Raw genomic sequence first — 18,587 nt, forward strand, 5'->3', positions numbered from 1 at the left:
CGCACTCGAATGCCGGGGGTACTGTCTGCGGCCATGGCCCACGACAACGATCCACTCGTGCGGGCGGTGGCGGGCCGGATCAAGGCCGACATGGACCACCTGTCACCGACGATGACCACGATGTTCACCGAGGTCATCCCCGAATTCCGGCACGACGACGAAGTGCGCAGGCTGATGGTGGCCAGCACCGAGTCCAACCTCGCCGCGATCCTGGACATGCTCACCCTGGCCATCGGCCTCGACGACATCACTGTCCCACCGGCCGCCGCCGAGTACGCCCGCCGCTTCGCCCAGCACGGCCTGGCGCTCGAGGCACTGCTGCGTGCCTATCGGCTCGGCGAGAACATGTTCGTCCAGTGGACGATGGCCCTGCTGGCCGAGCTGAACCCGCCCACCGACGTCGCGCTGTCCACCGCCGCGCGCATCGCCTACCTGGTCAACAGCTATATCGACCAGGTGATCGAGGGCTTGATCGACATCTACGAGAACGAGCGCCGGCGCTGGGACGCGCGCACCGACGCCGCCCGCGCCGCGCAGGTGCGCGCCGTCGTCGACGCCGACGATCTGGATGTGGGCTCGGCCGAGCAGATGCTGTCGGCTTCCCTGCGCGGCTGGCACCAGTTCGCGATGCTGTGGACGCCGCCCGGAACCCGCGATCCTCGCGCGTCCTTGCGCGCGGGCACTGCCCTGTTGGCGGCCGCGACCGGCAAGACGCCGATGACCGTCGAGGTCGATGATCACAACCGGTGGGTGTGGATCTCCTCGGTGGCACGACCTGTGCTCGACACCGAACAGCTCGCCCTCGATCTGCGCGCCCAGCCGAATCTGTCCATCACCCTGGGCGATCCGGCCACCGGCCTCGAAGGATTCCGCCAGACCTTCCGCGACGCACAGCAGGCCAGGGCCGTCGCACTGACCAGGCGAGACCATGGACTCACCGTCCATTCCGACGTGGCATTGACCGCCCTGTTCGCCGACCGGGTACCCGAGATGCAGGTATGGGCCGGGCGCGTCCTCGGCGCGCTGATGGGCACCGACGAGACGGCCGTACGGCTGCGCGAGACCGTTCGCGCCTTCCTCGACGCCCGCGGCAGCTACACCGACGCCGCCGCTCGGCTACACGTCCACAAGAACACCGTCCACTACCGGGTGCGCAAAGCCGAAGAGCTACTCGGATATCCGCTCGGTGAGCGCAGGCTCGACATCGAAGTGGCCCTGCTGACCTGCGCCCAACTGGGCATCCCCGAGGCTCCGCACAACCTTCGTCGAGGCCGTCGTCCCTCGGCCGAGGCGAAAGCGGACGACGCAACCTGACGTCCCGCCCTGGTCGCGAGATAGCCGGGCGGGCACCTACGCGTGGGATTACCGGTCGAGTTGCCGAAGCCAGGCGAGATAGGCCGACGTTTCCGCCCGGAGATCGTCGACCGGCCAGCCTTCGGGTTGCAACGCCGCAGGAAGGGCGGGGTCGGTGGTGAGCAGGTCGAGCGCGGCGCTCACCACAGCGAATCGTGCTGCCGGGTCAGGGTTTTCGATGGCGTCGAGCAGGGCGTGAGCACGCGCCGACCAATCGGTCAGCGGCCACAGCGCAGCGGTGAGTTCGGCGGGATTCTCGACGGCTCGAAGTCGAAACCGGGTCGTGGTGGTGGCCAGGTCCGCGGGCAGCGCGCGGACGAGGTTGGCCGGCCGCAGCCAGACTCCCTCGCGGAGTTCGGCCAGACGAAGCGAGAGCAGCCTCGCGCGCAGGGCCGCGCGCTCGGCCGACGGGCGGCCGACTGCGGTGATGACGACCTGATCCCAGTCACCGTCCCAGAGACGAACAGGCGGCGCGGCGAGCTCGGTCCGACGCGCCCGCAACGCGGGGTCGAGTGTGTAGGCGCGATGTTCGCGGACCAGCTCCCCCGCGGCCACCATCCGCGACACCGCGACACGCACAGCCGGTTCCGGATAGCCGACAGCGGTGGTAGCGGCACAGATTTCGCTCGAGGTCATCGTGGGCGAATCAGCCGCTATCAGAATCCGGATCACCGCCGAACGAGCCGACACCGGGCGGACCCGCGCGTCGAAGCCGGTAACAGCGGATTTCACGAACCCGAGTCTACATATTTCACTATTGCCACGACTGTCGGTCAACTGTAACGTCGCACAGCATGACAACGAGCACATCCACCACCTCGTTCCCGCTGGCCGGGCGCACCATGATCATGTCGGGCGGCAGCCGCGGCATCGGGCTCGCGATCGCCGTCGCCGCCGCCCGCGAAGGCGCCAACATCGTGCTGCTCGCCAAGACCGATACGCCCGACCCCCGGCTGCCGGGCACCATCCACACCGCCGCCGCCGAGATCGAAGCCGCCGGAGGGCAGGCGCTGGCCGTGGTCGGCGACGTGCGCGACGAAACATCGGTAGCCGATGCGGTGGCCCGCGCGGTCGAGCGTTTCGGCGGCATCGACTACTGCGTGAACAACGCCTCGGCGATTGCCCTCGCCCCCACCGAGGAGCTGCCGATCAAGCGATTCGACCTGATGCAGCAGATCCAGCTGCGCGGCACCTACCTGCTCTCGAGTGCGTGCCTGCCGCACCTGCGCCGCAGCGACAATGCCCACATCCTGAGCCTGTCGCCGCCGCTGAATCTCGCACCCGAATGGCTCGGCGCCTACCCCGCCTACATGCTCGCCAAATACGGGATGTCACTGCTCACCCTGGGCTGGGCCGCCGAATACGCCGAGCACGGCGTCGCGGGCAACTGCCTGTGGCCCGAGACCCTGATCGCCACCGCGGCGGTACAGAACCTGCTCGGCGGCGACGACGCGATCGCCAAAGCCCGCACCCCGCAGATCATGGCCGATGCCGCGGTGGCACTCTTGCGCAAGGACGCGCGGAACGTCACCGGGAACACGTTCCTCGACGTCGACGTGCTGCGCGCCGAAGGCATCACCGATCTCTCGCCCTACGGTGGTGCGGGCGATCTGGAATACGACATCTTCGTCGACCCGCCACAGAAACGCGATCCCGCCTGAACGGCGAGCGCCTGAAACCCCTCACGCCCCCCGAGCTTCAGCGTTCGTGTCCACGCTGACGAACGAAGTGGATGGATCGCTTGCGGTGATCGCATTTTCGAACTCGCTGACGGTTCCAGGCCACGCATTGGTGATCGTGCCATCTGCACGCTTCCACCACGCCGTCGCTACACCACCGCACCAGATGGTCTGGGCGAGAGCATGATCCAGACGATCGAGGTAGGTCGCCATTGCCCGCTCGGTCACCTCCAGCGGTGCACCCAAGCCGGTGCTGAGGGCCAGGCACCGCATGATGTACCGGGCCTGATGCTGTTTGAGCGAGGGGTTGCTGTTCGAGGGGGTGAACGAATGCGGGCCTGCGATCATGTAGAGATTCGGAAAGCCCGGTACCGCGAGACCGTAGAAGGCGGTCGGTCGTCCTCGGCGCCGCCACTGGTCATGCAGGTCCAGACCACCGCGGCCACGGATCTGCACCCCACCGAGAAACGCAGGCGCACGGAACCCGGTGGCCCACACGATGACATCGGCGCGGCGCTCGGTGCCGTCGACGGTGCGGATTCCGTCCGGGCTGAGCCGATCGATGCGATCGGTGACCAGTTCGACGTGTGGCTGGGTCAGCGCCGGATAGAAACCGCTGTCGAGGAGGATGCGCTTCTCCCCGATCCGGTAGTCCGGGGTGAGTGCGGCGCGCAGCTCGCGATCGCGCACCTGCCGCCGAAGATGGCCCCGCGCAACGAGTTCGGCCGGTCTCGCTGACCACCCGCCGCGCATGATCGGTGCGAGCACCATGTCGGCAGCATGGGAGATCCCAGCCCGGTACAGCTCGTGCAGACCGGGGACATGCGTCAGTGCCCACCGCGATATCGGGCCGAACGACGCGGCCGGTTTCGGCAGGACCCAGGACGGGGACCGCTGATACACGGTGACACCGGCCGCGACGCGGGCCAGCTCGGGAATCATCTGTGCCGCTGAGGAACCGGTGCCGACGACCGCGACCTGCCCGCTCAGGTCGGCGGTGTGGTCCCATCGCGCGGAGTGGAACGCACGACCGCCGAAGATCTCCGTTCCGCGCAACTGCGGAATCGCGGGTCGATGCAACTGCCCGAGTGCCCACACGACCGCGTCGGTGCGGATCAGGTCCCCCGTGCCGGTACACAGTGTCCAGGTGCGGTCCGTGTCGGAGTAATGGGCGCTCACCACGGAGGCGTTGCAGCGTAGATGCTCGCGCAAACCGTTGCGGTCGGCGACCTCCCGCATGTAGGTCAGGATCGCCTGCCGGTCCGGATAACGCACCCGGACATCTCGATAGGGGTCGAAGGCGAAGCTGTACAGGTGCGCGGGCACGTCGCAGGAACAGCCCGGATAGGTGTTCTCCCGCCACACCCCGCCGACCTCGGGTCCTTCTTCGAGGATCAGGAAGTCGCGTGCGCCGGCCTTTTTCAGTTCCGCGGCCATGGTGAGGCCGCCGAACCCGGCCCCGACGACTACAACGTCATGCTTGATCGTGGGCCCGGTCAAAGCCGCACCTGGGCGCTGCCCGATCGCGTGGCACCGACGGCGGCTGCGGAAATCGGCAGGCGTGCCTCATTGGGGCACGCGAGAACGACAGGTACATCTACTGTGGTCATCGCAGAGTTCTCCAATTGTCTGCATGTGCTCTGTGGGCGGTGGCAACCGCTGCGCAGAGTTGTTTTTCGGGTGTCTCCCCGTGCTCGCGGGGAGACACCCGATCCGGTATCCGAAGAGAATGTGCGCAATCATTCAGCAATCGGTTCGTTCGACAGGTGTCCGTCGGTCGAGTCGGGGTGTCGTCATATTTCGGGCGCGATATGAGAACTGGGGCGCGACGAATCGACGCTCGCCGCGATCGCGGGCGTGGCGCGGTAGTTCTTCCTGATTCGACACGCCACCGGGAACGAACGAATCAGGTTATCCAGCGGCTATTGCACTTGGTTGAAGTCTGTAGCGGAAAGTGCGCGATCCACGTAGGCGATTAGCACGACTTATTGTGTGCGCTAATCGAATGGGCAGGGTGGTGACCCTGGGTCGCACGATCAAGGACTCGGCGGCGCATCGGCGCCGAGTACCTCTCGGCCGATTTCGCCGGCCAGTACCTCGGTCGAGTACGCCATGAGTTGCCCAGCCTCGGCGTCGCGCAGGTGCCGCTGAATCGGTGACCCACGCAGATAACCCGATGCTCCACCCACGCGCACACCCAGCTGCGCGACATCCACAGCGACCTTGTTCGCCAGATACTTCGCCCGAGACAGGGTGGAGAAGAAGGCCGGGTTCGCATTGTCGGCTTCGCGCAGACCCTGGTCGTAGAGGGCGTGTGCGGCGGCGAGCCGGATCTGCACGTCGGCGACCTCGTGTTGCACCCACTGTTGGTCGGCCAGCGGATTGCCAAGGATCATCCGCGACCGCGCGTGTGCGACCAATGCGGCAAGCGCCGCGTCGGCGATGCCGAGAGAGATGGCGGGCAACCCGGCCGGGATCACCGCGAAATCACCCGGTCCCGGTGCGCGACCTCGGTATTCGGCGCGCAACACGGTGTTGTCGAAGGCCAGCAGTTGACTGCGGGTCGCTCGCAAACCGAGGGTGTCCCAGATCGGGATGATCGAAACGGACTCGTCCGGTTTCACCCCGAAGAACGTCGGCGCCCCCGAGACCAGCGCGTTCACCAGTAGGTAGTCCGCGATCTCGCTACCGGAGACGAACCGTTTCGCGCCGGTGAGCGACCAGCCGCCCGCCACGGGTTCGGCCACTTGCTGCGGCTGCAGGAAGCGGTTCCCGCTGCCCGGTTCGGACAATGCGTTGGCGAACCGCTTACCCGCGAGGAACTCCTCGGCGAAGAACGTCCCCGCCGAATCGGCGGTCAACTCCGCCAATGCGACGCCCGCGCCGGCGTGCATCACCCAGATCGTCGCCGTGGACGGATCAGCCTTCGCCAGAATCCGGACCACTGTCCCGAACGACTGGTAGCTCAATCCCAGCCCACCGAGCCGTCGAGGCAGCACCGCCCGATCGACCTGCGCATCGTGCAGCGCGGTCAGCTCCGCGACCGGAATCTCGGCCCGCTCGTCGTAGTCGGCCGCGTCGGCGGCGAAACCCACCGCCAGTTCGGCCACCCGATCCAGGATCTCCTGCTCACCCGACTCCCGCGACGAACCGACTTGCGCGCTGATCACGAACTGCCCTCCGCTCCACCGGGATTCGATCACCGCCGCGATGGCCGCGGAGATCATTCGACCAGGATACGCAGCGCGCCGCGCTATGCCTCGGGATACGAGAACAGACAACCACGGCGAAACCGTACGGACTCGTAATTACAAGGTAGTCAACATAATTCACTCCCGCGAATGCCAACCGAGGAGGTTCGAGCGCGGATATTCTCAGGGCATGGACACCTCGGTTGTCATCCAGCGTCCGCCTGTCGCAGTGTTCCGGACGGCGCGGGACGGGGGAACCGTCGCGAGCCTGAGCGCCGCGGTCCGGGCCGCGGCGACGCGGACCGCGGGCGCGCTGGCGGAGGTGCCGACCCACGCCGGTCCGGTCGAGCGCACGCCCGCGTTGCAGCGAGGGGTGGCCGCTGTGGGCGAGCTGGTCGACGCTCTGGCCGCCGAGGCGCCACCGGTCGTCGGTGAGGATCTGCCCGCGGAATCGGTGAGTCAGTCGTTCTTCCGGGTCCGTGAGGTGGAGCTGTCCGACCAGCAGGCGGCACTGCACGGTGCCCTGGTCATCCATCGCGGTGTGGCGGACCTGTGCAGGGCCCCGCTGTCCGGTGCGGATCTGGCGGTGGAGGTCGCGGGCATGCGGCAGGCCGTGCTCGACCTCACCGGTGCCGCGGAGGCCGACGGGCCGACCGATGCCCTCCCCGTTCCCGCTGCGGTGGAAGGTGTTTCGCTGGAGAGCGAGTGGACGGCCCGGTGGCTGGTCGGGCATCAGGTGCACGTCCTGTTCAACATCTGCGCGGCCATCGCGGTGACCGATGCCGCGCACCATCTCCGCCACGGCGCGACCGAGGCCGCGCTGGACCGGCTCGACCATGCGACCACCTACGTGCGTGGCTTCCCGGCGGCGATGACCCACGCCAGCACGATCCCGGTGGACTACTACATGGCCGCCGTTCGCCCCAGCATGCAGCCACCGGAGGTGTCGATCCCCTTGAGCGGGCGGCAGCATCGCGGCTACAAGATCTTCCGCAGCGCGATGAAGGACCTGCTCGCCGTGGTCCCGGACTCCTACGATGCGCTCTCGGCCCGCGATCCAGAGCTCGCCGCTGCCCGCGACGCACTCCTCGAGGCCGACCTCGTCGACAGCGAACGTCATGTCACGCTCGCCTACTCCATGGTGCGACTGCGCCGTTCCATCGCGCAGTTGCCCACCGGCCCGGACAATGCCGTCGGTGAGCTCCGGCTGATGCGCCATCGGCGGGCCGCGCAGTACGCACCGCTGATCCGGTTCGGCGATCACTACATCGCCAACGCCGTGTCCGCCCTGCGGCACGGATGAGAAGCAGATGTGCTGAACCGGGAGAGCGTCGATGCACGAAATCACTGACACCGTCGATATCGCAGACCTGGAGTTGACTCCAGCTGATACCTCCGAGATCGATCAACTCGCTCGTGCGCTGTGTTCCGGAGAGCAGGACCGGGTGGACGACCCGGCGTGGGTCGCGCGCGCCCGGCACTCCTCGGATGCGTTACCGCTGACGCTGCGTCGCGGCGTTCGGCAGTTCCGCCGGCACTCGGGACCACTGGGATCGCTGGTGATCCGCGGCCTGCCGGTGGACGAAACGAGGTTGCCCGACACACCATCGACGGCGGACTCGGTGCAGCGTGCCGCGGTGGTCTCCGCTGCCGTACTCACCATGATCGCCTGCGGGCTCGGCGACCCGATCGCGTATCTGGCCGAGAAGTCCGGCGCCCTCGTGCAGGACGTGGTACCGGTGCGTGGCAAGGAAACCTTCTCGGGGAACGCCGGTTCGGTGTTGCTGACCTTCCACAACGAGAATGCCTTCCACCTGCACGAACCCGACTATGTGCTGCTGCTGTGCTTGCGCGGCGACCACGATCGGATCGCCGGTCTGCGGACCGCGTGTCTGCGCCGAGCACTGCCCTTGCTCAGCACCGCGGCCCGGGAAGCGCTGTTCGCACCGGAATTCGTTACGGCACCACCACCGTCGTTCCCTTCCGACAACGCCGTGCGCTCACCGCAGCCGCTGCTGTCGGGTGCGGTCGACGACCCCGATATCCGGATGGCCACGATCGCTACTACCGCGCTGACCCCGCGCGCCGAGGCAGCGCTGACCGAATTCGGCCGAGCCTGCGACTCGGTCGCCCGCACCACGGTGCTCACCCCTGGCGACCTGGCCATCATCGACAATCGGGTCACTGTCCACGGCCGCACCGCCTTCCGGCCTCGCTACGACGGCGCGGACCGCTGGGTACAGCGCACGTTCGCCGTCTCCGACCTGCGCCGCTCCCGCGACCACCGACCGGACGACGGATACGTCCTCACCCGATGACCTTCTCCACGATCAATCCACAGCCGCCGTCTCGGTCGTAACAGGCTGCGCCGCTGAGGCTTTCGTGGGCGATGCAGGCCACCACACCTTGTCGCCGAGTAGCGCGAACAGTGCGGGGACGACCAACGTCCGCACCACGAACGTATCGAGCAGGATGCCGATCCCGACCACGATGCCCAGCTGGGTCAGGGTGATCAACGGCAGCACACCGAGAACGCAGAACACCGCGGCGAGGACGACGCCGGCGCTGGTGATGACAGCGCCGGTCGAGGCGACGGCGCGCACCATCCCCTGGGTGGTGCCGTGCGCGCCCGCCTCCTCGCGCGCCCGGGTCACCAGGAAGATCGTGTAATCCACACCCAGCGCGACCAGGAACAGGAAGCCGAACAGCGGCACGTTCGTGTCCAGCGCGGGGAAGCCGAAGACCGAGCCACTGATCCAGCTGCCCGCACCGAGCGCGGCGAGCGCGCTGAGAACCGTGACGCCGACGAGCAGCACGGCGGCAGGCACCGCGCGCAGCAGTGCCAGCAACACCAGCAGCACGACGGCGAGGATCAGCGGAATGACCAGCGCCTGGTCTCGGCGGGCAGCGTCTCGGATGTCGAGTGCTTCGGCGTCGGAACCGCCGACGAGGGCCTCGGCGCCGGGGACCGCGCCGACCGCGGTCCTGATCGCGGCGATGGTGGTGAACGCTTCCGCCGAGCCCGGCGCGGCGTCCAGCACAACCGACCACCGTGTCGAACCGTCAGCGGATACAGCGCCTGCCGTGGCGCGCGAAATGCCCTGTACGCCATCGAGTGCCGACTGTATCTGTGCGGTGGTCGTGCTCCGCGCGATCACCACGGCCGGATCCGACGAGCCGGACGGGAAGTGTTCGGCCATCGTCTCCAGCCCATCGACCGACTCGGCCTCGACCCGGAACTGCTCGGTTTGCGAAAGCCCGATGTCGGTGGCCGCGAGCCCGGTCGCGAACACGATCAGCACCGCCGAAGCCGCCCCGGCGACCACGGCCGGTCGCCGCACCACCCGCTTCGCGACGACCGCCCAGACGCCCTGCTCGGCCGCGTCGCGACCGTCCGCGCGCGGCACGAACGGCCAGAAGACCCGCCGCCCGCACAGTGCCAGCATGGGCGGCAACGCGGCGAGCACGAAGATCAGCGCCACCAGGAGGCCGGCCGCTGCGAACGCGCCGAGGCTGCGGGTGTTGGGCAGCAGTGCGAGCAACAGGGTCAGCAGGGCAAGGACCACGGTGACATTGCTGGCGACGATGGCGGGCGCGGCGTGACGCACCGCGGCGCGCAACGCCGCTCGGTGGTCGGTGTGGCGATGCAGTTCGTCGCGGTAGCGCGACACCAGCAGCAGTGCGTAATTCGTTCCCGCTCCGAAGACCAGAACGCTGGTGATGCCCGAAGTCGAACCGTCGAAAGTGAGGCCGGTGAGCTCGGCCAGCAGTGTGCCGACGCTGGTGGCGACGCGGTCGGCGAGACCGACCACCGTCAACGGCACCAACCACAGCACCGGCGATCGATAGGTGACGATGAGCAAGGCCATCACCACGATCGCGGTGACGATCAGCAACAGCGCGTTCGCACCGGAGAAGGAGTCGGCGATGTCGGCGCCGAAGGCCGGTCCGCCGGTGATCTGCACGCGCAGGGTATCGGGTAGGTCGGTGGCGACGGCGGCGCGCAGTTCGCCGATCCGGTCGGTGAGCGCGAAGCCGTTGAGCTGCGCGGACACCGGAATCTGGGCGAGCGCGGCGCGCCCGTCGGGAGCCAGGATCACCCGGGCGCTCTCGGTTGACGGCACGCCGGCGCGGGCGAGCGCCGCGTCCATCGCCGCGAGATCGCCGGGTGCCAGTGTGCCGTCGTCGGTGCGCGTGACCACCATGATCGCGGCGGCCGTTCCGGCATCGGGAAACCGTGCGGCGGCCTCGGCCGCCGAGGCGGATTCCGCCGACCGCGGCAATGACACCGGCGCCTGGCCCGCGCTGTCGTTGCTGCCCGCCAGTGCCATCACCGCCATGGCTGCCGCGACGACAACCAGCAGCACCGCCCACGATCGCCGACCGGTGACCAGCCCGGCGAAGCTGTCCCATCCGTTTCCGGAGTTCACTCGCATCACGCGGAAAACTATTTCAGAAACTTAAGTATTCGGCAATGCCGACAGTTTCGGCAGCTAAGCTCGCTGTCTGGCAGAGAGAGGAGATCGCGCGTGGGTGACGACACCACCGACCCGGAACCAGCCGTCAGCCGGTCGGAGTTGGAAACCGAGATAGCTCGGGATCTGCGTGCGATGACCGCGATCTCCGAACAGATCGGTCACGTCTTCGCGCAATCGAACGACCTGCGCCCCAACGATTTCCGGGCCCTGATGCATGTCGCGACAGCCGACGCCGAGGGCTCGCCGGTGAGCGCGGGCCAGCTGAGCAAGCTGATGGGCGTCTCCGCACCCGCCGTCACCTACCTCGTCGAGCGGATGATCGAATCCGGACACCTCGAACGCGTGTCCGACCCGGCCGACCGGCGCCGGGTCCACCTGAGCTATACCGACCAGGGTATGTCGGTCGCGGCCGGATTCTTCGGGCCCCTCAGCGCTCGTACCCGCGCCGCGATGGCCGCGCTGCCCGATGCCGACCTGACGGCCGCCCACCGCGTGCTCGTCGCGGTCACGGCCGCGCTCCGCGAGTTCTATACCGAACTACCGGACTCGGGGCACGCCGCCGAATAAGACCTGGTAGATGGCCTCGTCGGGACGCTGGGCAACATGAGCCCGATCACAACCGACGTCTCGACCGATCGCCGAGCCTGCTCGCTACGAATAACGAGGAGCTCTCAGGTCGATCGGATTAGGTGATCTATGACAACCACAGTGGGAATATCAGCGGAGTTCGCTGTCATCCGCGGGGTACTGCTGTCGAGCACGCCGAGTGCACGACCGGAGGTCCTGCAGTCCGTCGAGCAGCGCGTCGATCACGGTGGGTCGATCGTCAGCGCACTGGACGCCCTCACCGAGACGGAACCGCGCATCGCGGACGTCGCCGTCGCGTACCACACGCCACAGGAACGGAAGAAGATCGTCTCGCAGCTGGCGTCCGGCAGCTGGCAGACATCGTCGCTGGTCTCGATCCGATCGGCGCTGTTCGCGCTGGTCGGCGGCACGCCGGAGCTGGACGAGTTCAGGACCGTGGTGGTGCTGAACCTTACCGATCGCATCGCGACCGCCGTGCTGGTCGGGGCAGATCGTGGGCAGATCCTGGCGTCGGACTCCTGGACCACCCAGTTCGGCGGCGACACCGCCGCCGATGGTCCCACCGAAGTGGTCGACGCGGACCCGATGAGCGAGACGATCGGTCGAGTGCGGTCGATGCTGGCTTCGATTCCGACACATCCCAGCGTGATCGCCCTCGGTGGCTCGGGGGCGGCCGAACCCGATATCGCGGCGATCTTGCAGGACGAACTCGCCGCGCCTGTTGTCCTCCTGCCGGACTTCGCCGACGCGGCCGCGCGGGGAGCGGCGCTGATCGCTGCCGACCAGGTGCACAACCGGTCCGCCGCAGCACCGAAAGAGCCCCGGAGCCCCAGGCGGGCACCGCTGGCCGCGGCAGTCGCCGCGGCGCTGCTCGTCGCGTCCGGATTCGCGGTGACACAAGTGCTGGACGACAGCTCATCAGCTGTGGGTTCTCCCGACACGACCAGTGCGTCGCCGCCGCCGAATTCAGCGACGGGCATCGAGCCCACGACCGATGCACAAGGTCCGATCTCGCCCGCGGGCTCTGCCTCACCATCGACGGCCGCCCCGACCCCGGCACCAGACCCTGGCCAGGCGGCAGGCGTCGGCCCCGCTACCGGGGCGCCACCGGCGACCGCCCCGACCCCCGCTCCGCAGTGGGATCCAGTGGAACCCGAGTGGGTGCCGGAGGAACCCGAGTGGGCTCCCACCACTGCGGCGAACCCGAGAGCTCCATCCACACCGGCGAGCTCACAGCAAGAGGCCACCCCGACTGGCACGCCGACACCGACAAAGGTCGGCGCCCCCGACCAGAACGGGCTGTTCCCAGGAGAAGCCCCACCCCCACCGGCCGGTGCCGACCCCGCAGCGGAACGCGCATGGTGGGACAACCACTGGAACCTGAAGCAACGTTGGTTGCACGGCCGCTGAATCGCCCCACCTGCCCGCCCAGCCGAACCCCACACTGTCAGCCGGAACGCGGATTCATGGGAATCACATAGGGCGCGATCGAACCGAGCTTCTCGCAGGTCTCCTCGAATTCACGTTCGGGTACGGAGTCGGCGACGATACCCGCGCCCGCCCGCAGCCACGCGCCGTCACCCTCCTGATAGACGGCCCGCAGGACGAGGGCGGCGTCGAGGGCGCCGCTGTGCGATATCCGCAGGACCGCACCGGAATACAGGCCGCGGGGTTCGTCCATCCGTGAGATCGCGTCGAGCGATTCGCGCTTGGGAATGCCGGAGGCGGTGACCGCCGGGAACACCGCTTCCAGTGCGTCCCAGGCGGTTCGGTCGTCGGCGAGCACGCCCTGGACGAGCGATGCCAGATGCTGGACGCTCCCGCGTTCCCGGATGCCCATGAACTCCTCGACGCTGACCGACTCCGGTGCGCAGATCGTGCGCATCTCCCCCACCGCGGCCAGCACCGACACCGCGTGTTCGTAGATCTCCTTCGGATCGGTGCGCAGCTCGGTGCGGGCAGCGGCATCAGCTCGCGCGCCGCGACCGAACGCGCGCGTGCCGGCCAGCGGCTGCGTCGCGACCCGGCGGTCCTCGTCGACGGTGACGATCACCTCGGGACTGAAACCGGCTGCCGCGGCACCATCGAGCCGGAGCAGGAACGAGCGAGCAGGCGTATTCGCCCGCCGACCGAGCTCGTAGGTCGCCGGGAGATCGACCGGGAAGGGTAGCCGCACCGAGCGGGACAGGATCACCTTCTGATACTGACCCTGCCGAATCTCCTTGACGGCCTGCGTAACCCGGCCTCGATAGGCGGATTCCCCTGTCCGGATGTCGATTCCGACCGCGGCGTGATCAGCCGACTGCGCGGGAGCGGTGAGCTGGGCACGGATGCGGTCTCGGTCACTCACCTCCACACTGCGGATCGACACGCGCCGACCGTTGAGCCGTACCTCGGTGCGGGGGACGATGAGTCGAACCAACGGTCCGCTCGGCGGCGCGGCACCACGGCGACGCACATGCGCGAGCAGTTCCGCGAATCCGAAGTTCACCCGGCCGTACGCGTGCCAATCGTCGATCGGCAACTGCGCCAGCGCCGCGTGTAATGCGCTGCCCGGCGACCCGGACCACTCCCGGACGTACTCCGTGTCGCCGCAACGGCAGTAGATCCGCTGTGCGTCCATGGTGACGGTCGCGAGTCTGCCTGCGGCGAAACACCATTCACCGGCACCCTCGTAGAGCACATAGTCGTCGACGGCCTCGCGTGCCAGGCCGACGGCCGAGGCGATCGGGTCGTGGGCAAGGGCGAAGGACTCGAAGTCGTACTCGATCATCGGTTCGCCTCGTTCAGTGCCGCGTCCGCGGCGCGGTCGGCCGACAGCTCCGCGCCCGGGTCGCGCCGGTCCAGGATCGAACGCAGGATCTCGCCCGCGCGGACGGCGGTGGCCGACAACAACGACGAGGTGATGCCGTGCGAGTGCTCGGTCCCGCCTTGCAGGTACAGCCCGCCGATCGAATCGGGCATGGCCAGCCGGTAGTCCCGTTCGATCTGCCAGCGGCCCTGTTCGTCGGTCCGGCAGTGCTGGGCCAGCTCCCCCAGTAGCGGCGACGGGTCGGCGGGCAGGTAGCCGGTGGAGTAGACGACCACATCGGCGTCCAGCACGGTCTTCTCGCCGCTGGTCGAGGACTCGACGACGACCCGGACTCCGTCGCCGGTTTCGACCACCTCCGTGACCCGCGACGCGTTGAAGATCCGTAGCCGCTGCTCACCGCCCACCTTCTCCCGGTAGCAGCGGCGGTAGAGATCGTCGATGAGGTCGAGATCCACGACCGAATAGTTGGTGTTGCCGTGGTAGGCCATCAGCTGCTGCTTGACCTCTTCCGGCGCGGAGTAGAAGGCGTCGACCCCGTCCGGGTCGAAAATCCGGTTGGCGAACGGACTGTCGTCCGACGGGCTGTAGCCGTAGCGCGCGAAGACCGAACAGACTGTGGCAGCGGGGAATCGGTCGTGCAGGAAGGCGGTTACCTCGGCGGCGCTCTGCCCCGATCCGACGACCACGCACATCGCGGGGTCGGTCAGCTCACCGACGCGGTGCAGCAGCTCGTGGTTGTGCCAGACGCGGTCGGTGGGCGTGATTCCCTCGGGCAGGCGTGGCCGCAGACCGGTCGCGAGCACGACATTGCGGCCGTGGAAGACCCGGCCGTCGGCGAGGCGCACTTCGAACAGGTCAGCCACCGGCGTCACCGAAACGACCTCGCTCCCGTAGGACACCAGGTGCTCGACGCCCGCGGCAGCCCACTCCAGATAGTCGTGGAACTCGACCCGAAGCGGGAACAGCCGCTTGTGGTTGATGAAGTCGACCAACCGCCCCCGCTCGTGCAGGTACGCGAGAAAGCTGTACTCGCTGACCGGGTTTCGCATGGTGACCAGGTCCTTCAGAAACGACACCTGCATGGTGGCGTCCTCGATCAACATCCCGCGATGCCACCCGAAACGCGGCTGGCGCTCCAGGAAATGGGCCGACACCGCAGCGTCGGTCTCGGCATCGAGTTCGCTGACGGCGATGGCCAATGCGAGGTTCGAGGGGCCGAAGCCGACCCCGATCAGGTCATGGACCGGAGCATCGTGACATACCGGCATTTTTGTCCCATCCACTCGATGAAAGCGCAAAGCTAGCCTAGCCTAAGTTAGGTCAGGATTGGCTTATTACGTTGTCGGACAAAGTGATCCGGCGCGAGGAGGAAGCATGCGAGTCGCGATGTTCGGGTACCAGACCTGGGGTCACCGCACCCTCGAGGCACTACTGAACGCGGGCCACGAGGTGGCGCTGGTCGTTACCCACCCCAGGAGCGAGCACGTCTACGAACGGATCTGGGCCGACTCCGTCGCAGATCTCGCCACCGAGAACGGCGTACCGGTGGTGATCGCCAACCGGCCCGACGACGACATGGCCAGAGCGGTCAAGGAGGCCGAGCCCGACATCATCGTCGCCAACAACTGGCGCACCTGGCTGCCGCCGGAGATCTTCGCGCTGCCGCGATACGGCACCCTCAATGTGCACGACTCCCTGCTGCCGGCCTACGCGGGCTTCTCGCCGGTGATCTGGGCACTCATCAACGGGGAGAAGGAAGTCGGCGTCACCGCGCACATGATGAACGAGGACCTCGACGCAGGCGCCGTCGTGGTGCAGCACTCGGTGCCGGTCGGCCCGCGAGACACCGGAGCCGACCTGTTCCACAAGACCGTCGATCTCATCGAACCGGTCGTGACCGAAGCCCTGGCGCTGCTCGCCGACGGACAGGTCACGGCGACCGAGCAGGATCCCGCCATGGCCAGCTTCTTCCACAAGCGGTCGCTCGAGGACAGCCGCATCGATTGGACCTGGCCGGCCGAGGACATCGAGCGACTGATCCGCGCCCAATCCGACCCCTATCCCAATGCTTTCACGCTCCACCAGGGCCGACCGCTGCGAATCGTGCGCGCCTCGGTCTCCCAGCGCGCCTACGGCGGCACGCCCGGCCGCATCTTCATTCCCGAAGGCGAGGGCGTGGTGATCGTCGCCGGTGCGGACGCGCGGCGCGGACGCAGCCACGGGCTGGTGATCGAACGCGTCCGGACCGAGGACGGCACCGAGGTCGCCGCCCGTGACCACTTCCGCACCATGGGCGGCTACCTCGGCAGGTAGGCGCTCAGCCGCCACTCGACGGCTCGGACATGGCGACGGCGATCTTGCGCGGTCCGGCGAACGGCTCACGGCCGTGCGCCGTCGCCATGTTGTCGACGATCAGCAGATCGTCGCGCCGGTAGTCGAATCGCGTCGAGGCCTCGCGGTAGCACTGGCGCAGATGGCCGACGACGTCGTCGGGAATCGGCGCGCCGTCGCCGTAGTAGGTGTTGTTCGGCAGTCCGTCCCATCCGTAGATGTCGAGCAGCCCCTCGCGCACCGACGGATCGAGGCTGCTCTCGTGGAAGAGCACGATGTGGTTGAACCACAACGGTTCTCCGGTCACCGGATGGGGGTGGACGACATCTCGAACAGCCTTGGTCCGCAGGGCATTACCCGCGCGCCACTCGGGTTCGACGCCGCCCGCCGCGCACAGTCGCTCCACCTCGCGGCGGTCCTCGGTGCCGAAGGCGGTCCACCACCGCAGACCGATGTCCTCGCCGTAGTTGCGCACGACCATCCAGCGTCGTCGCTCGAACTCGGCCCGGACGGCCGGATCGATCAGTTCGTAGACCTTCCGCGTCGAGGCCAGCGGTGTGGCGCCCTGGGTCTGCGGCGGTTCGACGCAGTGGAAGAACAGGGTCAGCGGCCAGATCGCCTGATAGGACATCTCGTTGTGGAGGGGGATCTCGGCGTGCTGGGGGTATTCGGTGGAGGTGTAGACATTGCCCTTGATCCGGGTCCGCGGCGAGGACTGCTCGACGTAGGTCAGCAGTTCCCCCGATACGGCGCGCACACAATTCGCGAACCCGTCGGCTCCCCCGATGTCGAATCCGCGCAGCAGCACCGCGCCGTGTTCGGTGAGCCGAGCACGAATCGAGGCGCGGTCGTTGCGCAGTTGTTTCACCGCTGGGCCTGTTCCGTCGACAACGAAGGGCATTGCCAGTGGCGCCGATGGCGTATCGATGGTCATCCATCCTCCAGAACCTCTGAATGATTAGGTTAGCCTATGCTATTTTGACGCTCAGTTTCCGTCGATTTCGACGAAAACCGTTGAACCCCTTACCGACAGCCGCGGCATCTGTGCCGAGACCGGTCGCGCAGCCCTGCGAAGGAGCACTCATCCATGAATCAACAACCCGTTTCGCGGCGGTCCTTGAACCGTCGCCAGTTCTTCGGGTTCGGCGCCGTGACCGTCGGGTCGGCGGCGCTGCTCGCGGCCTGCGGCACCAGCGGTGGATCCGACAACGATGCGGTGCAGCCTGATTCGGCAGACTCCTTCCCGGTGACCGCCACCGACAAATTCGGCCCCGTCACCATCGACCGGGCGCCCGCGACGATCGCCTCCGTGGGCCGCACCGACCACGATGTGCTGCTCGCACTCGGCATCACCCCGGCCACGGTGTACCGCTTCGTCCCGCCCATGACGAAAGGCGTCGGCGTCTGGGCCGAATCGAAACTCGGTTCGGCGAATCCGACGATCCTGACCAACCCGATCAATATCGAGCAGGTACTGGCCGTGCGGCCCGACCTCGTCCTCAATGTGCAGTCCGCGGGCGACGAGACCGAGTACCGGGCGCTGACCAAGATCGCACCCACGCTCGGGCTGCCGCCGAACACCGCGCCGAACACGGTGACCTGGCAGGACTCCACGCGGATCATCTCCGCGGCGGTGGGACGAAAAGCGGACGGCGAGAAGCTGATCAGCGACACCCAGGCCGTCCTGGACCGGGCGAAGGCCACGAATCCGGCCTTCCACGGCAAGACCGTGTCGATTCTGCTCGGCAGTGCGCGGCAACTGGGCGTGTACACCGTCAACGACACGCGGATGAAGATCGCCACCGCACTGGGCCTGGTGCCCACGGCGTACGTGGCCGGGCTGGACTCCTCGAAGTTCTTCGTGGAGATGTCCTCGGAACTGGTCAACCAGGCCGACGCCGACGTCGTGGTGGTGTTGACCAGGGAGGGGCTCAGCCGCACCGACACCCTCGCGCAGTACCCGGCGCTGGCGGCGTCGCGGGCCGCGCAGGAGAACCGTCTCGTCGTCGTCGAAGACTTCAACATCTCGTTGGCGCTGGCCGCCGGTTCGGTGCTGAGCGTGCCGTATGCCGTCGACGGTCTTGTGCCGCTGCTGGCGCGCCGCTTCGCCTGATCCGGCGTTGTCGCTTGCCCGGCCGCGCGTCCCAGCGTCGCG

The 18,587-nt window shown here is 67.7% G+C and carries 15 protein-coding genes; 8 read left to right on the forward strand and 7 right to left on the reverse strand.

Annotated features, from left to right (window positions below; genetic code table 11):
- Window positions 1-33: 33 nt before the first annotated feature.
- Window positions 34-1,314, forward strand: coding sequence for a PucR family transcriptional regulator (locus tag ACFWPK_RS20505; protein WP_378918035.1), 1,281 nt, complete (start codon window positions 34-36; stop codon window positions 1,312-1,314).
- Window positions 1,315-1,362: 48 nt separating this feature from the next.
- Here the strand turns inward: ACFWPK_RS20505 and ACFWPK_RS20510 are convergent, their stop codons facing one another.
- Window positions 1,363-2,085 carry a PaaX domain-containing protein, C- domain protein gene (locus ACFWPK_RS20510; protein ID WP_378918037.1) on the reverse strand — a complete coding sequence of 241 codons (723 nt, stop codon included), beginning with the start codon at window positions 2,083-2,085 and terminating at the stop codon, window positions 1,363-1,365.
- Window positions 2,086-2,147: 62 nt separating this feature from the next.
- Between ACFWPK_RS20510 and ACFWPK_RS20515 the strand changes: the two genes are divergently transcribed.
- A complete protein-coding gene (locus tag ACFWPK_RS20515) occupies window positions 2,148-3,014 on the forward strand; it encodes an SDR family oxidoreductase (protein ID WP_378918039.1) in 867 nt (288 codons plus the stop codon).
- A 21-nt stretch (window positions 3,015-3,035) separates the two neighbouring features.
- Here the strand turns inward: ACFWPK_RS20515 and ACFWPK_RS20520 are convergent, their stop codons facing one another.
- Window positions 3,036-4,532 (reverse strand): flavin-containing monooxygenase, encoded by a 1,497-nt coding sequence (locus ACFWPK_RS20520; RefSeq protein WP_378918041.1) that lies wholly within the window; start codon window positions 4,530-4,532, stop codon window positions 3,036-3,038.
- 536 nt (window positions 4,533-5,068) lie between these two features.
- Window positions 5,069-6,259, reverse strand: a complete 1,191-nt coding sequence (locus tag ACFWPK_RS20525; protein ID WP_378918043.1) for an acyl-CoA dehydrogenase family protein — start codon at window positions 6,257-6,259, stop codon at window positions 5,069-5,071.
- A 154-nt stretch (window positions 6,260-6,413) separates the two neighbouring features.
- Between ACFWPK_RS20525 and ACFWPK_RS20530 the strand changes: the two genes are divergently transcribed.
- Window positions 6,414-7,526 carry a hypothetical protein gene (locus ACFWPK_RS20530; protein WP_378918045.1) on the forward strand — a complete coding sequence of 371 codons (1,113 nt, stop codon included), beginning with the start codon at window positions 6,414-6,416 and terminating at the stop codon, window positions 7,524-7,526.
- Window positions 7,527-7,557: 31 nt separating this feature from the next.
- A complete protein-coding gene (locus ACFWPK_RS20535; protein ID WP_378918047.1) occupies window positions 7,558-8,541 on the forward strand; it encodes a TauD/TfdA family dioxygenase in 984 nt (327 codons plus the stop codon).
- A gap of 12 nt (window positions 8,542-8,553) precedes the next feature.
- Here the strand turns inward: ACFWPK_RS20535 and ACFWPK_RS20540 are convergent, their stop codons facing one another.
- A complete protein-coding gene (locus ACFWPK_RS20540) occupies window positions 8,554-10,659 on the reverse strand; it encodes an MMPL family transporter (protein ID WP_378918143.1) in 2,106 nt (701 codons plus the stop codon).
- 174 nt (window positions 10,660-10,833) lie between these two features.
- On the opposite strand from ACFWPK_RS20540, the gene ACFWPK_RS20545 reads away from it, so the two are divergent.
- Both ACFWPK_RS20545 and ACFWPK_RS20550 read left to right on the forward strand, forming a co-directional pair.
- Entirely contained in the window at window positions 10,834-11,268 is a 435-nt protein-coding gene (locus tag ACFWPK_RS20545; protein WP_378918146.1) for a MarR family winged helix-turn-helix transcriptional regulator, read from the forward strand.
- Window positions 11,269-11,397: 129 nt separating this feature from the next.
- Window positions 11,398-12,699: a hypothetical protein gene (locus ACFWPK_RS20550; protein ID WP_378918049.1), complete on the forward strand. Its 1,302-nt coding sequence runs from the start codon at window positions 11,398-11,400 to the stop codon at window positions 12,697-12,699.
- Between the two features lie 37 nt (window positions 12,700-12,736).
- Here ACFWPK_RS20550 and ACFWPK_RS20555 read toward each other — a convergent pair whose 3' ends face one another.
- Window positions 12,737-14,062 carry a salicylate synthase gene (locus tag ACFWPK_RS20555; protein WP_378918051.1) on the reverse strand — a complete coding sequence of 442 codons (1,326 nt, stop codon included), beginning with the start codon at window positions 14,060-14,062 and terminating at the stop codon, window positions 12,737-12,739.
- The gene (locus ACFWPK_RS20560) at window positions 14,059-15,336 is read right to left on the reverse strand and encodes a lysine N(6)-hydroxylase/L-ornithine N(5)-oxygenase family protein (RefSeq protein WP_378918148.1); all 1,278 of its coding nucleotides are present in this window, start codon (window positions 15,334-15,336) and stop codon (window positions 14,059-14,061) included. Before ACFWPK_RS20560 ends, ACFWPK_RS20555 begins: the two co-directional genes overlap by 4 nt.
- A 139-nt stretch (window positions 15,337-15,475) precedes the next feature.
- Between ACFWPK_RS20560 and ACFWPK_RS20565 the strand changes: the two genes are divergently transcribed.
- Window positions 15,476-16,414 carry a methionyl-tRNA formyltransferase gene (locus ACFWPK_RS20565; protein ID WP_378918053.1) on the forward strand — a complete coding sequence of 313 codons (939 nt, stop codon included), beginning with the start codon at window positions 15,476-15,478 and terminating at the stop codon, window positions 16,412-16,414.
- A 4-nt stretch (window positions 16,415-16,418) separates the two neighbouring features.
- Here the strand turns inward: ACFWPK_RS20565 and ACFWPK_RS20570 are convergent, their stop codons facing one another.
- Window positions 16,419-17,366, reverse strand: a complete 948-nt coding sequence (locus ACFWPK_RS20570; protein WP_378918055.1) for a TauD/TfdA family dioxygenase — start codon at window positions 17,364-17,366, stop codon at window positions 16,419-16,421.
- Window positions 17,367-17,519: 153 nt separating this feature from the next.
- Here ACFWPK_RS20570 and ACFWPK_RS20575 point away from each other — a divergent pair, with 153 nt between their 5' ends.
- On the forward strand, window positions 17,520-18,545 hold the full coding sequence (locus ACFWPK_RS20575) for an ABC transporter substrate-binding protein (protein WP_378918057.1): 1,026 nt from the start codon (window positions 17,520-17,522) through the stop codon (window positions 18,543-18,545).
- Window positions 18,546-18,587: the final 42 nt, after the last annotated feature.

Origin of the sequence: Nocardia sp. NPDC058519, from assembly GCF_042719755.1 — a bacterium.
Classification (GTDB): Bacteria; Actinomycetota; Actinomycetes; order Mycobacteriales; family Mycobacteriaceae; genus Nocardia.